Genomic DNA, 15,060 nt, shown 5'->3' with positions numbered 1-15,060 from the left:
ACCGCCGCCGGAGCCGCCGCCGCCGGAGCCGCCGCCGCCGGAGCCGCCGCCGCCGCCGGAGCCGCCGCCGCCGGAGCCACCGCCGCCGGAGCTGCCGCCGCCGGAGCCGCCGCCGCCGGAGCCACCGCTGCTGCCGCCCGAGGTTCCGCCAGAGCTGTCGCTGCCCTTCCCGTTGGAGCCCGAGCCGCCACCGGAACTCGAGCCGCCGCTGCTTCCGCCGCTGGAGCCGCCAGCGCTCGGGCCGTCAGAATTGCCGGCCGATCCGCGTTCATTCACCGTCGCCGTGAAGGGCGTGGCGCAGAGCTCGGCATTCTGGGGTGTGATGATGCGGCAATCCACCGGACCCCTGGCTCGTGCCGCAGGGGGGCGGGGTGCCGGGGCCTGGGCCTGCGGAGGCGTGCGCGAGACGCCTCTCGGCTGAGTGCCATGGGCCTGCGCCGGAATGCTGCAGAGCGCCAGGATGAGGGCCAGATGAGAAACCTGGGTGCCTAAAGGCAAAAGTATTCTGTTCGCGGACATGGCATCTCCCCCGCGATCGTGATCGCCACCCCGGTCAGCGCTAAGACGCTGCGGATCTGTATTTCTCGCGATTAATCGTAGCTTGTCCCAATTCTTCTGTAATTATTTGCGAGTAGTCGGCGCTATCTAATTCATTTGAATTATGTTCTTGTTGACAATATAACCAAGCAAAAGTATTATTTCCGAATATAATATGAAGTATCATGGAAAATATACTGTACAATGCGCGCGCCTCCTTTTATGTTGATGTAATTATATTGTAGCAAAATCATTATTGCTATTATTCTATGCATGTAAATGGAATATTAACTAATGATTTATCTGATGCTATAAATATTAATCATGGTCGTGTGCCAATTTAACTTTCATGACGGCTTGTTGTCTCGATCTGACGCCGCCTCATGACATGCCTCGCTTCCTGCGGGTATGTTCTCCATTCGACCTGCCTCGCCGCGCCGATGGGCTGTCCGAGGGTGTGCAAGGCGCTTGCGGGCAAACCGCGTACCGCACTGATACGGTGCCGCCGGCAGATGCCCCGCTTCGGGACAGACGGCGTCCTCCTTGGGCTGAGCCTTGCAAGAGGGTGGCCAGACGGGGGCGGGGTGGCGGATGGGGAGCTGAGCCATGCCGCATCGGCGGGGACCATTCGCCGGACGGCGCGGATCGCCGCCTCCCGCATTCGTGAAAGCCTGGGCGGCGGCGCGCCACTACAGGGGCTCACCGGTCGTGACTAGTTCATTCCGCTAGGGGCGAAACGCGTTTGGCCGCGGCCATCGGTGGTATGTTGGCTCCGGGAGCCGCGCCCCTCGCGGGCCGCGACGGAGGGCTGATGCCATGACAGGTCTTGCCCGCCATTGGCCGCCTGATCTGCATCATCTGCTGGCCGGATTGCAGAAGGCGCCGACCGGCACGCCTGGATGCTACTGGGCCGAGGTCGACGTCTCGGAGCAGGAGCTCCTAGCGCTGCAGCTCTTCGAGACGGCGGCCCGGCATGATCGGGTGCTGCTGCCAAGCGGCGAGGACGGCATCGAACACCGCGCTACAATGGAGCCCATCATCGGGCTCGGCGAACCGCACGAGCCTGCGCGCCATGTCGCGCGGGTGCGCATCTGCTTCACGCATGTGGAGCCGGAGTAGGGCGCCGCCGGGGCATCGTCTCGCGATCCCTGCGACGACCGCTGTGCGCCTCTCCGGCTTGCCGCGATGGCGCCGGTCGGGGTGGACTGTCAGTCCGCGAGCGCTGACCAGAACCGCGCGACGATCGGCCGGTCATTGGCGAGGGAGCGGTAGAGCCGGATGTCGACCGTAAGGTCCCAGGACGGATCGGCCGCACGTACCAGACGGCCAGCGGCCAGATCATCGGCAAGAATGCTTTCGGGAATCCAGGCAAGGCCCCAGCCCTCGACCGCCATGGCCTTCAGTCCTTCCGACATCGTGTTCTCGTAGACGGTCGCGCAGCCGATGGGGCGCTCCTCGAAGAGGCTCGCCGTCACGTGGCCGAGAAAGGCCCCCGCCGCATAGGCGAGATAGCGCACGGGGCCGCCGGCGGCGCCGGGGCCGTGCAAGGGCCCGCCATCCGGTCCCGGGGCCGAGACGGGCACGATGCGCTCGCGCCCGAGGGTGCGATGGGCGAAGCGCTGCCCGTCGAGCCGCACGGGCACGGCCGGATGTGCGTAGACGAGGAGAAAGTCGCTTTCCCCCTCCGTCAGCGAGGTGATGAAGGCCTCCATGCTGCTGTAGTCGGTGCTGAGCCGGGTGCGCACGGCGCCGACGCGTCGCTCGACATCGTGCAGCCAGCGCGGGAAGAAGGTGAGCGACAGCGTGTGCAGCGCCGCGAAACTCAGCGTATTGGCCTTGATGCCTTGCCGCTCGCGTGCGTCGCTGCGCGCGGCGTGCAGGTCGCGCGCGATCTGCTGGGCGGTGGGCAGGAAGGCTTCGCCGGCAGGCGTCAGCCGTGCCGGGTAGGTGGCGCGGTCGACGAGCGGCACGCCGATCCAGGTCTCGAGCTGCTTGATGCGCCGGCTGAAGGCCGATTGCGTCACGTGCCGCTCTTCGGCGGAACGGGAAAAGCTCAAGGTGTTGGCGAGGCTGATGAAATCCTCCAGCCACTTGAGTTCCATCACGCACTCCGAGCAGAAGCCGAGGCCCGGCGCCGGGGCCAGGCGATCGGCAGACTACCCGGCGGCAGGCGCGCCGCAAGCCGCCGTGGGCAAGAGCGCTCTGCCGTGTGGATCATCTCATGCATAAACTGCATGGGACGGCGCGCAATCAGAATTGGGCAGCGCGGTGTACGCTGCCTAATCTCCTTCCGGTTCCGGTGCCCCGATGCGCGCCCGCCTCGCAGCCGCGCACCGGATGATCTCGACGAGCGGGCGATTCCAGCGTGATGCCACCAACCGACAGGCCGGCTTCCCAAACCGCAGTTTCCGGGAGCGCGAGCGCTCCGGGAGGGGCTGCATGAGCGAGATGATGCCGCCCGGTGGGCGCTGCCGCGCCCGGGCGCTCGGCATTGCGCCGGGCGTCTATGCGCCGGGGCCGCTCAACGCCATCACGGACGTGGCGGGTGTGAGGATCGGCCATGTGACCCTGCGCGAGGGCGAGCGCATCCGCACGGGCGTGACGGCGATCCTGCCGCACGGCGGCAACCTCTTTCAGGACAAGGTGCCCGCCGGGCTTGCCGTGCTCAACGGCTACGGCAAGCTGATGGGCGCGACGCAGATCGTCGAGCTCGGCGAGATCGAGACGCCGATCGTGCTGACGAACACGCTCGCCGTGGGGCGCGCGGCGGAGGGGGTGGTGCGCTGGACCCTGGCGCAACCTGGCAATGAGACGGTGGTATCGCTCAATGCCGTGGTCGGCGAGACGAACGACGGCCGCCTCAACGACATCCGCAACCCGGCGGTGACGCCGGAGACCGTGGTTGCTGCGATCACCGCCGCGCGGGAAGGCGGGGCGGAGGAGGGGGCCGTCGGCGCCGGCACCGGTACGGTCGCCTTCGGCTACAAGGGCGGCATCGGCACGAGTTCTCGCCGCCTGCCGCCGGACAAGGGGGGCTACACGCTCGGCGTGCTGGTTCAGACGAACTATGGTGGCGACCTGCGCATCGACGGCCTGCCGGTCCCGCCCCTGGGCCGGACCAGGGCGGCCGATCCGGACGGCTCGATCATGATTGTCGTGGCAACGGATGCGCCGCTGTCGGACCGCAACCTGCGTCGCCTCGCCGAGCGCGCCTTCGGCGGCCTCGCCCGCACGGGTTCGGCGCTCAGCAACGGCTCCGGCGACTATGCCATCGCCTTCTCCACCGCCGAGAGCGTGCGGCGCACACCGGCGCGGCGCCGGGCGGCGAGCGACATGGCCGACCTGCCCAACGAGCGTGTGTCGCCCCTCTTCCAGGCCGCGATCGAGGCGACGGAGGAGGCGATCTACAATTCGCTGTTCATGGCCGAGACGACGGACGGTTTCGACGCTGCGCGCAACCGGCCGTCGCGCGTCGAGGCCGTTTCCCTTGGGGCGGTGAGGGACCTCGTGGCGCGCCGCGCGAAGGCAATGAAGGAAGAGCCATGACCGACATCGCGCAGGGCCGGCGCTGGGTCCTCGCCGTCCACGGCGGGGCGGGCACGATCGAGCGCGCCTCGCTCACGCCGGAGCGGGAGGCGGACTTCCGGGCCGGGCTCGAGGCGGCGCTCGCCGCGGGCGCCGCCGTGCTCGACGCGTGCGGCTCGGGCCTCGATGCGGTGGAGGCCGCCGTGCGCTCGCTCGAGGACGAGCCGCTGTTCAACGCCGGCCGCGGCGCGGTCTTCACCGCGGAGGGCACCATCGAGCTCGATGCCGCCGTGATGGACGGCGCGACGCTCGCCGCCGGCGCCGTCATCGGCGTCACGCGCACCCGCAACCCGGTGTCTCTCGCCCGCGCCGTCATGGAGCGGACGGCGCATGTCGTGCTGCAGGGGCTGGGGGCCGACAGCTTCGCGCTGACGACGGGCCTCGAACAGGTGGACCCCGCCTATTTCGCCACCGACTGGCGCTGGCAGCAGTTGCAAAAGGCCCGGCAGGCGGGCGCCGTCGCGCTCGACCACACCGCGTACGAGGAGCGCAAGTACGGCACCGTCGGCGCCGTGGCGCTGGACCGCAGCGGCCATCTCGCCGCCGCCACCTCGACCGGCGGCATGACCAACAAGATGTGGGGCCGCGTGGGCGACACGCCGCTCATCGGCGCCGGCACCTATGCCAACGGCACATGCGCCGTCTCCGCCACGGGGCACGGCGAGTTCTTCATCCGCGCCACGGTGGCGCGCGACGTCGCCGCCCTCATGGATTATGCCGGGCTGACGTTGCACGAGGCGGTCGAGCGCAAGGTGCAGGACGAGCTCGTGCGCCTCGGCGGACGGGGCGGCGTCATCGCCGTCGACCGCAGAGGTGAGGTGGCCCTGGTCTTCAACACGCCGGGCATGTACCGCGGCATGCAGCGCGAGGGCGGCAGCCCGCTTGTCGCCATCTTCGACGACGACGGGTGAATTCAGTTCCGGGTTGCGCGGGCGCAGACAGCGCAGGAGGCCATTCCATGCGGACCGCGGCGCGCTCCGGTATCCTCGAGACTGACCCGCCGGCCGCGAATCGAGAGGATGACCGGCCGGCGGAATCCAGCAGGAGAAGCGACTTGAGCCGTATCGCCTACGTCAACGGAGCCTTCGTGCCTCTGGAGGAGGCCAGCATATCCATTCTCGACCGCGGCTTCCTCTTTGCCGACGGCATCTATGAGGTGTCGGCGGTGCTGGACGGCAAGCTCGTCGACAATGAGGCGCATCTCGCCCGCCTGCAGCGCTCCGTCGGCGAGATCGCACTCGAACTGCCGGAGACGCTCGCTCGCATCGAGGAGATCCAGAAGGAACTCGTCGCCCGCAACAGGCTCGCGAGCGGCATGGTCTATATGCAGGTGACGCGCGGCGCCGCCGACCGCGACTTCGCCTTCCCCAGGGGGGTCAAGCCGACGCTCGTGATGTTCACGCAGGAGAAGGACATCGTGAACGCGCCGGCGGCGAAGACGGGCATCGCCGTCAAGACCGTGCCGGACATCCGCTGGGCGCGACGCGACATCAAGAGCGTCGCGCTCCTCGCCCAGGTGCTCGCCAAGCAGGCGGCTGCCGAGGCCGGCTGCCAAGAGGCCTGGATGATCGAGGACGGCGTCGTCACCGAGGGCGGCTCCTCCTCCGCCTTCATCCTGACCGCCGGCGACGTGCTCGTCACGCGGCCCAATTCCAACGCCATCCTGCCGGGCTGCACGCGCAAGGCCGTCATGGCGCTGGCCGAGGAGCGGCAGATCCGCGTCGAGGAGCGCACCTTCTCGATCGACGAGGCACTGGCCGCGAAGGAAGCCTTCATCACCAGCGCCTCGAGCTTCGTGCAGCCGGTCGTGACGATCGACGGCCGCCCGGTGGCCGACGGCAGGCCGGGCCCGGTGGCGACGCGGCTGCGCGAGATCTACATCGACTTCGCCCGCGCCACGGGGCGTTGAGGCAACGGAGCCGGGCCGGCTCAGCCGGCCCGCTCGAATGTGAGGACGCGGCTGCGGTTGAGGGAAAGGCGCACCCTGTCGCCCGAGAAGGCGAGGCAGGCGCGTTTCGTCCACGGCCCGTCCCGCCCCTCGGCGACGAGGCGGCCGCCGCCGAGCTCGACGAGCGGGGCGCGCGTGCGCGCCGGCCCGACGCCCATCTCCAGCCGGTCGCCGACGATATCGAAGGCGGCGTGGTGACCCGGGCAGACCCAGCGCCCCTGCACGCGACCGAGGCAGCCATCGGCTACGGCGGGGCGGAAGCGCCGCGCCACATGGCCGATCTCGCCTTCGATCGCCCCTCCCGTCGCGCGCAGACGCATCGGCAGATGCGCCGAGAGCGACACCGACCAGCCGTCGGGTGCCTCGTAGAGCGTGTCGCCGGTGCCGAGGAAGGTGGCGATGCTGCCCTTCATCTCCAGCCATTCGGGGCCGGTGTCGCTCACGTAGAGCGCGTCGGGGATGCGTTCGCTGCGCTGTGGCAGCGGCGCGCCGAGGAGCGCCGCCATGACCTTGAGTGCGAGGCCGTAGGGCGCCGCGTCCTCGCGGTTCGAGACGAGGGCGACGCCGACGCCAAGGGCAGGGTGGAGCAGGAAGTAGTTCTTGTAGCCCGCATGCGAGCCGCCGTGGCCGACGAGGCGGTGGCCGCCGAGCTCCGACCAGGCGAGGCCGAGGCCATAGCGCGTCGGGCGCCCGTCGGCGAGGAAGCGCGGCGCCGACAGGCGCGCAAGCCAGCCTCGCGCCGGCCCGCGGTCGCCGAGGAGGCATTGCAGCCACAGGGCGAGATGACGCACGCTGCCCGTGAGGCTGCCCGAGGCGGAGAGATGCAGGCCGGCGTTGGCGAGCTGCCAGCCGCGCTCCGACTTCCAGTAGCCGGGCACGAGGTCTCTCACCGGGTCGAACCACAGTTCCGGCGCCGAGAAGGCGATGCCGAGCGGCGCATTGATCTCTTCGCGCACGAGGTCGGCGAAGGCGAGTCCCTTGCGGGCGAGCGCTGCCTCTACCAGCCGGTAGCCGGTGTTGGAATAGGATACCTCGCTGCCCTGCGGGAAGTTGAGCGCGGCGAGCCGGCAGAGGAAATCGAGGAGTTCGGGCGCCTCCGTCGCCGTGTGCACCGACAGGCCGAGGAGCGACAGGGTTTCGCGCAGGTCGGGCAGGCCGCCCGTCATGTCGAGCGCCCGGCCGACGGTCACGGCCGCCATCTCGCCGCGCAGGCCGGGCAGATGCTGGCCCATCGGGTCATCGAGCCCGACCACGCCCTCCCGCTGCACGGTAAGACCGGCGAGGACGTGCTTGGTGATGGAGGCGTAGCGCACGACGCTGTCGCCCGAGAAGGGAACGCCCGTGGCAAGGCTTTCAAGGCCGCCGCTCGCCTCGACGCGCAGCGCCTGCGTGTCGAAGACGACGACGGCGCCGCCGGGCCCGCCCTCCTGCGCCCAGGCTTCGGTGATCCCGGCAGCGGCCTCGGCGGCGGCCGACCAGCGCAGGGGTGAGGCGGCGACAGTCATCGGTGAACCTCGGTCATCGATCGATCGCGGAACGCCGCGCCGCCTGGCGGCACGGCTGAGTGGGGATCGGCCGGAAGGCCCTCAGACCTCCTCCAGGCCGACGCTGAGGGTGCGCAGTTCCCGCGTGTGGGGATGCTGCGCGCGCCCCGCGCGCAGGTCTTCGGCCGACAGTTCCTCCACCATTTCGCCGCCGAGCATCACCCCGATGCGCGCACACAGGTGGGCGACGACGGCGAGGTTGTGGCTGACGAGCACGTAGGTGAGGCGACGCTGCCGGCGCAGGTCGGCGAGCAGGTTCAGGATCTCGGCCTGCACCGACACGTCGAGGGCGCTCGTCGGCTCGTCGAGCAGCAGCACCTCCGGTTCGGCGATCAGGGCGCGGGCGATGGCGACGCGCTGGCGCTGGCCGCCGGAGAGCTGGTGGGGGAAGCGGAAGCGCACGGCGGCCGGCAGGGCGACCTCGGCAAGGGTCGCGGCGACGCGGCGCTCGACGTCCCCGAGCCCGTGCACCAGGAGCGGCTCGCTCAGGATGCGGTCGATCGTCTGGCGCGGGTGCAGTGACCCGTAAGGGTCCTGGAAGACCATCTGCACCTTGCGGAAGAATGCGCGGTGGCGCTTCGGCCCGACCTCAGCGCCGGCGACGGCGATGCGGCCCGACCAGGCGCCGTTGAGGCCGGAGAGAGCGCGCAGCACGGTGGACTTGCCCGAGCCGCTCTCGCCCACGAGGCCGAAGCACTCGCCCGCCGGCACCCGGAAGGAGACGCCTTTGACGACCTCCTTGTCGCCGAAGCTGACGCGCAGCCGGTCCACGTCGATCATGGGGGAAGCCGTCATGGTTGCAGCCACGCCGCGTCGCGGGCGAGCACCGGCAGGCGCTCTCTGGGATGGGTGAGCGAGGGAAGGCAGTCGAGAAGGCCCCGCGTGTAGGGATGGCGGGCACGCGCGAGCTCCCCCGCGGCCAGGGTCTCGACGACGCGGCCGGCGTACATGACGGCCACGCGGTCGCAGAAATGCGAGACGAGCGGCAGGTCGTGGCTGATGAGGATGAGGCCCATGCCGCGGCGCGTCACGAGATCTTCCATCAGGCGCAGGATCTCGGCCTGGACCGTGGCGTCGAGCGCGCTCGTCGGCTCGTCGGCGATGAGGAGTTCCGGGTCGGGGGCGAGCATCATGGCGATCATGACGCGCTGGCCCATGCCGCCCGACACCTCGTGGGGATAGAGCCCCATGACGTGGCGGGGGTCGCGGATGCGCACCTGGTCGAGGAGGTCGGCCGCCGCCTCCTCAGCCTCCCTGCGGCCGCCGCCCTTGTGCGTGCGCCAGGCTTCCGCCACCTGCCGGCCGATGGTCATGACCGGATTGAGCGAATATTTCGGGTCCTGCAGGATGAAGCCGGCGCGCCGGCCGCGGATCGTGCGCATGGTGCGCTCGTCGGCGTTCAGCACGTCGATGCCGTCGAAGGTGAGCCGCTCGGCGCTGAGGCGCGCGTTCGCCGGCAGGAGGCGCATGAGCGAGCGGGCGGTCAGCGACTTGCCGGAGCCGCTCTCGCCCACGATGCCGAGCTTCTCCGTGCCGATGCGCATGGACACGCCGCGCACGGCCTCGAAGGTTCCGGTCCGCGTGGCGAAGGTCACGCGCAGGTCGGCGATATCGACGAGCATCAGCGTTGCTTCGGATCGAGGACGTCGCGCAGGCCGTCGCCCAGGAAGTTGAAGGCGAGCGAGGCCAGCATGATGGCGATGCCGGGCCCGGTCGGCACCCACCACTGTTCGAAGATGAAGCGCTTGGCGGTGGCGATCATGGCGCCCCATTCGGGCGAGGGCGGCTGTGCCCCCATGCCGAGGAAGCCGAGGCTCGCCGCCGTGATGATGATGGAGCTCATGTCGAGCGTGATGCGCACGACGAGGCTCGGCACGCAGAGCGGCGCCACGTGGCGCAGCACGATGCGCGCGGGGGCGGCGCCCGTCAGCCGGCAGGCGGCGATGAAGTCGCTGTTGCGCACCGTCATCGTCTCGGCCCGCGCGAGCCGCGCGTAGGGCGGCCAGGCGGTGAGGGCGATGGCGAGGATGGCGCTCTCGACGCCGGGCTTCAGCGCCGCGACGAAGGCGAGCGCCAGGATGAGGCGGGGGAAGGCCAGGAACACGTCGGTGACGCGCATGAGCACACGGTCGACGAGGCCGCCGAAATAGCCGGCGACGCAGCCGACGGCGAGGCCGAGCGGCGCCACCAGTACGACGACGGCGATGACCATGCCGAGCGTGACGCGGCCGCCGTGGAGAATGCGCGAATAGATGTCGCGACCGAGCTCGTCGGTGCCGAGCCAGTGGGCGGCCGAGGGGCGGGCGAGGCGGTTCGCGAGATCCTGCGCGCCCGGATCGTGCGTGGCGAGAAGCGACGCGGCGAGGGCAAGCAGGACGAAGGCGACGACGACGGCGAGGCCGATCATCGCCAGGGGATTGGCCCTGAGGCCGAGCCAGGCGCGATAGCGCCGGCCCCAGGCGGCCTGGGCGCGGGAGGCGGGCGTCTCGGCGAGGAGCCAGTCCCGGGTAAAAGCAACGCTCATCGGACGCGCGGATCCAGTTGCCGGTAGAGAAGATCGGCGAGGAGGTTGAGGCCGACATAGACGAGGCCGACGAGGAGCGTCGCGCCCACCACCGGGTTCATGTCGGCGTTCATCAGGGACACCGTGAGATACTGGCCGAGGCCCGGCCAGGCGAAGACCGTCTCGGTGACGACGGCGCCTTCGAGGAGGCCCGCATAGGTCAAGGCCAGCACCGTGACGAGCCGGACCCCGACATTGGGGAAGGCGTGCCGCCAGACGACCGCCGTGCCGGACAGGCCCTTCGCCCGTGCGGTCACGACATATTCGCCGTTGAGAGCGTCGAGCATGAAGGCGCGTGTCATGCGCGTGATGTAGGCCATGCTGAAATAGGCGAGGATCAAGACCGGCTGCACCATGTGGGCGAGCGCATCGCGCAGGGCGTCGTAGTCCCCGGCGATCAGGGCGTCGACGGTGAGGAGGCCGGTGACGTGGGGCACCATGTCCTGGAAGACGATGTCCTGCCGGCCGGGTCCGGGGGCGATGCCGAGAATCGCATAGAAGATGAGCAGGCTGCCGAGGGCGAGCACGAAGACGGGCGTCGAGTGGCCGGCGAGGCAGACGACGCGGATCGTCTGGTCGATGACCGTGCCCTGCCGCACCGCCGCCCACACGCCGAGCGGCACGCCGACGACGGCCGCGACCAGGACGGCGGCGGTGGCGAGCTCGAGCGTCGCCGGGAAATAGCGGGCGATATCGCTCGTCACCGCGTTCTTGGTGAGGATGGAGCGGCCGAGGTCGCCGTGGGCGAGCTGCCAGAGATAGGTGAGGAACTGGACCGCGATCGGACGATCCAGCCCCATTTCGGCCCGCGTCCGCTCGATCACCGCCTGGGGGGCATTGTCGCCGACCGCGGCAAGCACCGGGTCGATCGGCATGACGCGCCCGATCAGGAAGGTGACGATCGCAAGCCCCAGCAGCGTCAGGGCGATGCTGGCGAGGCCGCTCGCGAGCGAGCCGAGCCGCTTCCTCACGACTTGCGGACCGTGGCGTAGGAGTGGCTGTCCGACAGCGTGCCGAGGCGGGCGCCCGTGACGCCCTTGCGGCAGGCGGCGGTTGTCGTCTTCTGCAGGAGGAAGGCGAAGGGGCTCGCCGCCATGTGGTCGCGCTGCAGCTGCTCGTAGAGGGCGACGCGCCTCGCCGGATCGCGCTCCTTCAAGGCGGCGAGGGCCTGATCCGACATCTTCTTGTCCTGCCAGGACGAGCGCCAGGTGAGGGGGCGGACCTTGGCGTCGTCGGAATTGTCGAGGTTGACGCAGAAGACGTCGGCATTGGCGTGGGGGTCGAAGTAATCCGTCCCCCAGACGGTCAGGGCGAGCTCGTGCTGGCGCGCGCGCGTCTTCGTCAGTACCTGCCGGTTCTCCGCCGACAGGAGCTTCACCCTGATCCCGATCTCGCCGAGGTTGGCCTGGATCGTCTGGGCGATGTCCGGATAGGGCTGCGCCGAATAATGGTCCATCGTCACCTCGAAGCCGTCGGCGAGCCCGGCCTCCGCCATCAGCGCCTTGGCCCTGGCGACGTCCTTGCGGAAGGGCTTCTCAGTGAGCGCGCCGGGGAAGCCGGCCGGAAGGAAGCTCTGCTGCACGACGAAGGTGAGCGGCACCACGTTCTTCTGGATGCCATCGTAGTCGATCGCCCACTTGATGGCCTGCCACACCTGCGGCTTGGCGAGGTGCGGATGCTTCTGGTTCATCGAGATGACCATCAGCCCGGCGACGCTCTTGCGCACGAGGTTGTAACTGGCATTGCCCTCAAGGGCACGCAGCTGGTCGGTGGTCAGATCGCGCGCGATGTCGACGTCGCCCTTCTGCAGCATGAGGAGCTGGGCCGAGGGGTCGACAATGTGGCGCAGGACGATGCGCTTGACGTTGCTGCCCCGGCCGCCGTGCGGGTTGGCGTCGAGCATCACGCTCTCGCTCGGCTTCCAGGCGCGCAGCGTCCAGGGGCCGGAGCCTGCGCTGTTCTGGCGCAGCCAGCCGTTCCCGAGGTCCTCTCCCTGCGCCCTCTCGAGCGCCACCTTCTTCTCGACGATGGCGCCGACGCCGGCGGACAGGCAGTAGAGCAGGAAGGAGAGGGAAGTGGGCTCGGCGGTCGTGATGACGAGCGTCGCCGGGTCGAGCGCCTTGATGCGCTCGGCGACGTTGTCCTTGGTGAAGCCGAACTGGCTGATGATGAAGGCCGGGCCCTTGTTCATGATGACGGCGCGCTGCAGCGAGAAGGCCGCATCGTCTGCCGTCACCGGCGCGCCGCTCGCGAACTTCGCGTCCTTGCGCAGCCTGAAGGTGAAGGTCTTGCCGTCTTCCGCCGCGCTCCAGGATTCGGCGAGGTCGCCGTCGATCGCGTCGGGCTTGTCGAGGTTCGGCGTCACCAGCTTCTGGTAGATGTTGCCGCAGATCTCGCTGCCCACGGCTTCGAAGCTCTCGTGCGGGTCGAGGCTCGTCATGTTGTCGAGCTGCTGGGCGACGACAAGGACGTCCTTCGGCGTGTCGGCATAGACCGCCGTGAGGCTCGCGTAGCTCAGGAAGGGCGCGGCGGCCGAACCGGCGAGAAACATGCGCCTGGATATCATTGCCGTGTGACCTCGTTGTTCGAAGGCGGAGTTCTTCCGTTCCCTCGAAAGTTATGGTTTGGCGCGGACAAGTATTCCGGCTGCCGGCCAGCGCCAACTGCGCCCCAGCATCCGATCAAACTCCAGTCACGGATGGGTCCGAAGTCTCAGAATGGAACTTGTCCAATCGGATGCGCGGATGTTCCCGTTGCTATTCGTAGCAGGGCGGGCCGGAACACTAAGTCCAGCATCTTCGGTGTGACAAATTCGAAAAATGGCAGACCCTATGCACGCCTTGCATCGCCCATGCCCTCGAGGTCGAGCTCATGCAAGGGGGGTATGATCCGTGACCCATTTTGAATTGGCCAACGGCAGGGCGCGTCCCTAGTGGTCATGGCAAGGTGCCGCCCCGACCCGTCCAACCCGGACGTCGCGGCCGCGCGAGCCCGACGTTCCCTCCCGGTTGCGAGATCATGACATCGGAATCTGTCGTCCCCGTTTTCGACGGCCACAACGACGTGCTGCTGCGCCTGTGGAAGGCGGGGCGGGAAGAGTCGGGGGAGGCCTTCCTCGCGGGGGAGGAGGCCGGTCACGTGGACCTGCCGCGCGCCCGCATCGGCGGTTTCGCCGGCGGGCTCTTTGCGGTCTACGTGCCCTCGCCGGTCGAGCCCGCGACGGCAGCCACAGGGGGCGACCGGCCAGAGCCACTGACGCCGTCGATGGCCGAGGCGCGGCGGATCAGCTTCGAGATGATCTCGATCCTTTCACGGATCGAACGGGCTGCCGCCGGCGCGTTCAGGCTGTGCCGCTCGGCGGCCGACATTCGCGCGGCCATGGCAACCGGGGCGCTTGCCGCCGTCTTCCACATCGAAGGCGCGGAGGCACTCGATCCCGAGCTGAGACTCCTCGATGTGCTGCACCAGGCAGGGCTGCGCTCGCTCGGGCCCGTCTGGAGCCGGCCGAACATCTTCGGCCGCGGCGTGCCCTTCCGCTTTCCCTCGTCGCCCGACATCGGCCCCGGCCTCACCGACCGCGGCCGGGCGCTGGTGCGCGCCTGCAACGAGCTCGGGATCCTCGTCGACCTGTCGCATCTCAACGAGCGGGGCTTCTGGGACGTGGCGGAGGTGTCCACCGCGCCGCTCGTCGCGAGCCATTCCAACGCGCATGCGCTCTGCCCGCATTCGCGCAATCTCACCGATCGCCAGCTCGATGCGATCCGCGAGCGGGACGGCCTCGTCGGCGTCAATTTCGGCGCCATGTTCATTCGCCCCGACGGACGCAAGGATCCGGCGACGGAGCTCGATCTCCTGATCCGGCACGTCGATCATCTGGTCGATCGTATCGGCCTCGAACGGGTGGCCATCGGTTCGGACTACGACGGCACGACAGTGCCGCACGCGCTGCGCGACGTCTCGCATCTGCAGGCGCTGGTGTCGGCCTTGCGGCACAGGGGCTACGACGAGGCGGCCCTGCGCAGGATCTGCCACGGGAACTGGATCCGCGTCCTCGAACGCACCTGGGGCGAATGAGGCGGCACGTCGGCGGGGCACTGCGCCGTCGGACATGTCCATTCCGCCGACGCGTCGGCATGGAATGGTGCGGCCTGAGTTCGCCGCGGGGCTGGAATGGAGAGGCCGATGGGCGGCCGACCGGGGCCGCGCGGGCCATCCTCGGATTACCGCCGGGCGATGCGCCCGCCTGATCGCAGGGGCCATGGGCAGGTTCGCCATGCAGGTAAGGCTGATTGATGGTATTGCGATCGGCGCATCGGTTCGCATCATCATACCGCATAGCAAGATATCGTATTCGCTTGCCCATCTTCGGCTCAAAATCTTGACATGGCGCGCGAAATTGGAATGAACGTTCCTTCCGTTCCGTGAAATAATTGGAATGTTCTCCATTTACATATGTGGATATCGTGCGTAATCTCTGCGGCATAACGCGCCATGAAGAAAATTTTAGCGAGTTGTCTCGCGGGGAGGCGATGATGTCGCAGGCCAGAGCCCGACTCGAAGTCGGTTGTCATGGTGAATTCATGGGGCTCGGCTTGCCATGTGCGATCGATCGGCGCGTTCATTGCGAGATCGTCAGAGGTCGTTACTGGATATTTTCAATAAGCGGGTCGCGCCTTTTTCTTTATAACCCGTGAAGTTTTGTCCGGAATGGGCGTGGTTTCCTGTGCTGAAGGCTTGGCGAGCTGAAGCTGGCCGATAGCTCCCCTGATCTTCCCGGTCGCTCCCGCACGCGGGGCGTGTCGGGAAGCGGGCGCGCGCTGTGCGCGGCGACCGTGGGAAGCCCCGCCGATGACCGCATGGCCGCCGCCCGACGGGGCAGTTGC

Annotated in this window: 13 protein-coding genes; 5 read left to right on the top strand and 8 right to left on the bottom strand. The window is 68.8% G+C overall.

Annotated elements, in window-relative coordinates:
- A partial coding sequence (locus QNA08_RS18670; RefSeq protein WP_422679956.1) for a hypothetical protein occupies positions 1-519 on the bottom strand: 519 nt, incomplete at its 3' end.
- Between the two features lie 834 nt (positions 520-1,353).
- On the opposite strand from QNA08_RS18670, the gene QNA08_RS18665 reads away from it, so the two are divergent.
- Positions 1,354-1,656 carry a hypothetical protein gene (locus QNA08_RS18665; RefSeq protein WP_283742239.1) on the top strand — a complete coding sequence of 101 codons (303 nt, stop codon included), beginning with the start codon at positions 1,354-1,356 and terminating at the stop codon, positions 1,654-1,656.
- An 89-nt stretch (positions 1,657-1,745) separates the two neighbouring features.
- Here the strand turns inward: QNA08_RS18665 and QNA08_RS18660 are convergent, their stop codons facing one another.
- Positions 1,746-2,639 carry a LysR family transcriptional regulator gene (locus QNA08_RS18660; protein WP_283742238.1) on the bottom strand — a complete coding sequence of 298 codons (894 nt, stop codon included), beginning with the start codon at positions 2,637-2,639 and terminating at the stop codon, positions 1,746-1,748.
- A 337-nt stretch (positions 2,640-2,976) separates the two neighbouring features.
- On the opposite strand from QNA08_RS18660, the gene QNA08_RS18655 reads away from it, so the two are divergent.
- From QNA08_RS18655 to QNA08_RS18645, 3 genes are all read left to right on the top strand, one after another.
- Entirely contained in the window at positions 2,977-4,083 is a 1,107-nt protein-coding gene (locus QNA08_RS18655; RefSeq protein ID WP_283742237.1) for a DmpA family aminopeptidase, read from the top strand.
- Positions 4,080-5,033 (top strand): isoaspartyl peptidase/L-asparaginase family protein, encoded by a 954-nt coding sequence (locus QNA08_RS18650; protein WP_283742236.1) that lies wholly within the window; start codon positions 4,080-4,082, stop codon positions 5,031-5,033. Before QNA08_RS18655 ends, QNA08_RS18650 begins: the two co-directional genes overlap by 4 nt.
- A gap of 143 nt (positions 5,034-5,176) precedes the next feature.
- Entirely contained in the window at positions 5,177-6,031 is an 855-nt protein-coding gene (locus QNA08_RS18645; RefSeq protein WP_283742235.1) for a D-amino-acid transaminase, read from the top strand.
- A 20-nt stretch (positions 6,032-6,051) separates the two neighbouring features.
- Here QNA08_RS18645 and QNA08_RS18640 read toward each other — a convergent pair whose 3' ends face one another.
- The 6 genes from QNA08_RS18640 to QNA08_RS18615 all read right to left on the bottom strand — a co-directional run bounded on the left by QNA08_RS18640 (position 6,052) and on the right by QNA08_RS18615 (position 12,743).
- Positions 6,052-7,575, bottom strand: a complete 1,524-nt coding sequence (locus tag QNA08_RS18640; protein WP_283742234.1) for a serine hydrolase domain-containing protein — start codon at positions 7,573-7,575, stop codon at positions 6,052-6,054.
- 81 nt (positions 7,576-7,656) lie between these two features.
- The gene (locus tag QNA08_RS18635; protein ID WP_283742240.1) at positions 7,657-8,394 is read right to left on the bottom strand and encodes an ABC transporter ATP-binding protein; all 738 of its coding nucleotides are present in this window, start codon (positions 8,392-8,394) and stop codon (positions 7,657-7,659) included.
- 11 nt (positions 8,395-8,405) lie between these two features.
- Positions 8,406-9,236: an ABC transporter ATP-binding protein gene (locus tag QNA08_RS18630; RefSeq protein ID WP_283742233.1), complete on the bottom strand. Its 831-nt coding sequence runs from the start codon at positions 9,234-9,236 to the stop codon at positions 8,406-8,408.
- On the bottom strand, positions 9,236-10,138 hold the full coding sequence (locus tag QNA08_RS18625; protein ID WP_283742232.1) for an ABC transporter permease: 903 nt from the start codon (positions 10,136-10,138) through the stop codon (positions 9,236-9,238). The genes QNA08_RS18630 and QNA08_RS18625 overlap by 1 nt, the downstream gene beginning before the upstream one ends.
- Positions 10,135-11,148: an ABC transporter permease gene (locus QNA08_RS18620; protein WP_283742231.1), complete on the bottom strand. Its 1,014-nt coding sequence runs from the start codon at positions 11,146-11,148 to the stop codon at positions 10,135-10,137. The genes QNA08_RS18625 and QNA08_RS18620 overlap by 4 nt, the downstream gene beginning before the upstream one ends.
- Positions 11,145-12,743 (bottom strand): ABC transporter substrate-binding protein, encoded by a 1,599-nt coding sequence (locus QNA08_RS18615; RefSeq protein WP_340322336.1) that lies wholly within the window; start codon positions 12,741-12,743, stop codon positions 11,145-11,147. The genes QNA08_RS18620 and QNA08_RS18615 overlap by 4 nt, the downstream gene beginning before the upstream one ends.
- Before the next feature lie 452 nt (positions 12,744-13,195).
- Between QNA08_RS18615 and QNA08_RS18610 the strand changes: the two genes are divergently transcribed.
- Positions 13,196-14,251 (top strand): dipeptidase, encoded by a 1,056-nt coding sequence (locus QNA08_RS18610; RefSeq protein WP_283742229.1) that lies wholly within the window; start codon positions 13,196-13,198, stop codon positions 14,249-14,251.
- The last annotated feature ends 809 nt before the right edge of the window (positions 14,252-15,060 follow it).

Source organism: Chelatococcus albus (assembly GCF_030067675.1).
GTDB classification, from domain to species: domain Bacteria; phylum Pseudomonadota; class Alphaproteobacteria; order Rhizobiales; family Beijerinckiaceae; genus Chelatococcus_A; species Chelatococcus_A albus.
The sequence above is the reverse complement of the archived record's forward strand: the minus strand, read 5'-3'. Positions and strand labels throughout refer to the sequence as shown.

Excerpts from the sequence above, each read along its gene's own strand:
- QNA08_RS18650 (WP_283742236.1), top strand. The coding sequence starts at position 4,080 with ATGACCGACATCGCGCAGGGCCGGCGCTGGGTCCTCGCCGTCCACGGC.
- QNA08_RS18640 (WP_283742234.1), bottom strand. The coding sequence starts at position 7,575 with ATGACTGTCGCCGCCTCACCCCTGCGCTGGTCGGCCGCCGCCGAGGCC.
- QNA08_RS18630 (WP_283742233.1), bottom strand. The coding sequence starts at position 9,236 with ATGCTCGTCGATATCGCCGACCTGCGCGTGACCTTCGCCACGCGGACC.
- QNA08_RS18615 (WP_340322336.1), bottom strand. The coding sequence starts at position 12,743 with ATGATATCCAGGCGCATGTTTCTCGCCGGTTCGGCCGCCGCGCCCTTC.
- QNA08_RS18635 (WP_283742240.1), bottom strand. The coding sequence starts at position 8,394 with ATGATCGACGTGGACCGGCTGCGCGTCAGCTTCGGCGACAAGGAGGTC.
- QNA08_RS18660 (WP_283742238.1), bottom strand. The coding sequence starts at position 2,639 with ATGGAACTCAAGTGGCTGGAGGATTTCATCAGCCTCGCCAACACCTTG.
- QNA08_RS18655 (WP_283742237.1), top strand. The coding sequence starts at position 2,977 with ATGAGCGAGATGATGCCGCCCGGTGGGCGCTGCCGCGCCCGGGCGCTC.
- QNA08_RS18665 (WP_283742239.1), top strand. The coding sequence starts at position 1,354 with ATGACAGGTCTTGCCCGCCATTGGCCGCCTGATCTGCATCATCTGCTG.
- QNA08_RS18625 (WP_283742232.1), bottom strand. The coding sequence starts at position 10,138 with ATGAGCGTTGCTTTTACCCGGGACTGGCTCCTCGCCGAGACGCCCGCC.
- QNA08_RS18610 (WP_283742229.1), top strand. The coding sequence starts at position 13,196 with ATGACATCGGAATCTGTCGTCCCCGTTTTCGACGGCCACAACGACGTG.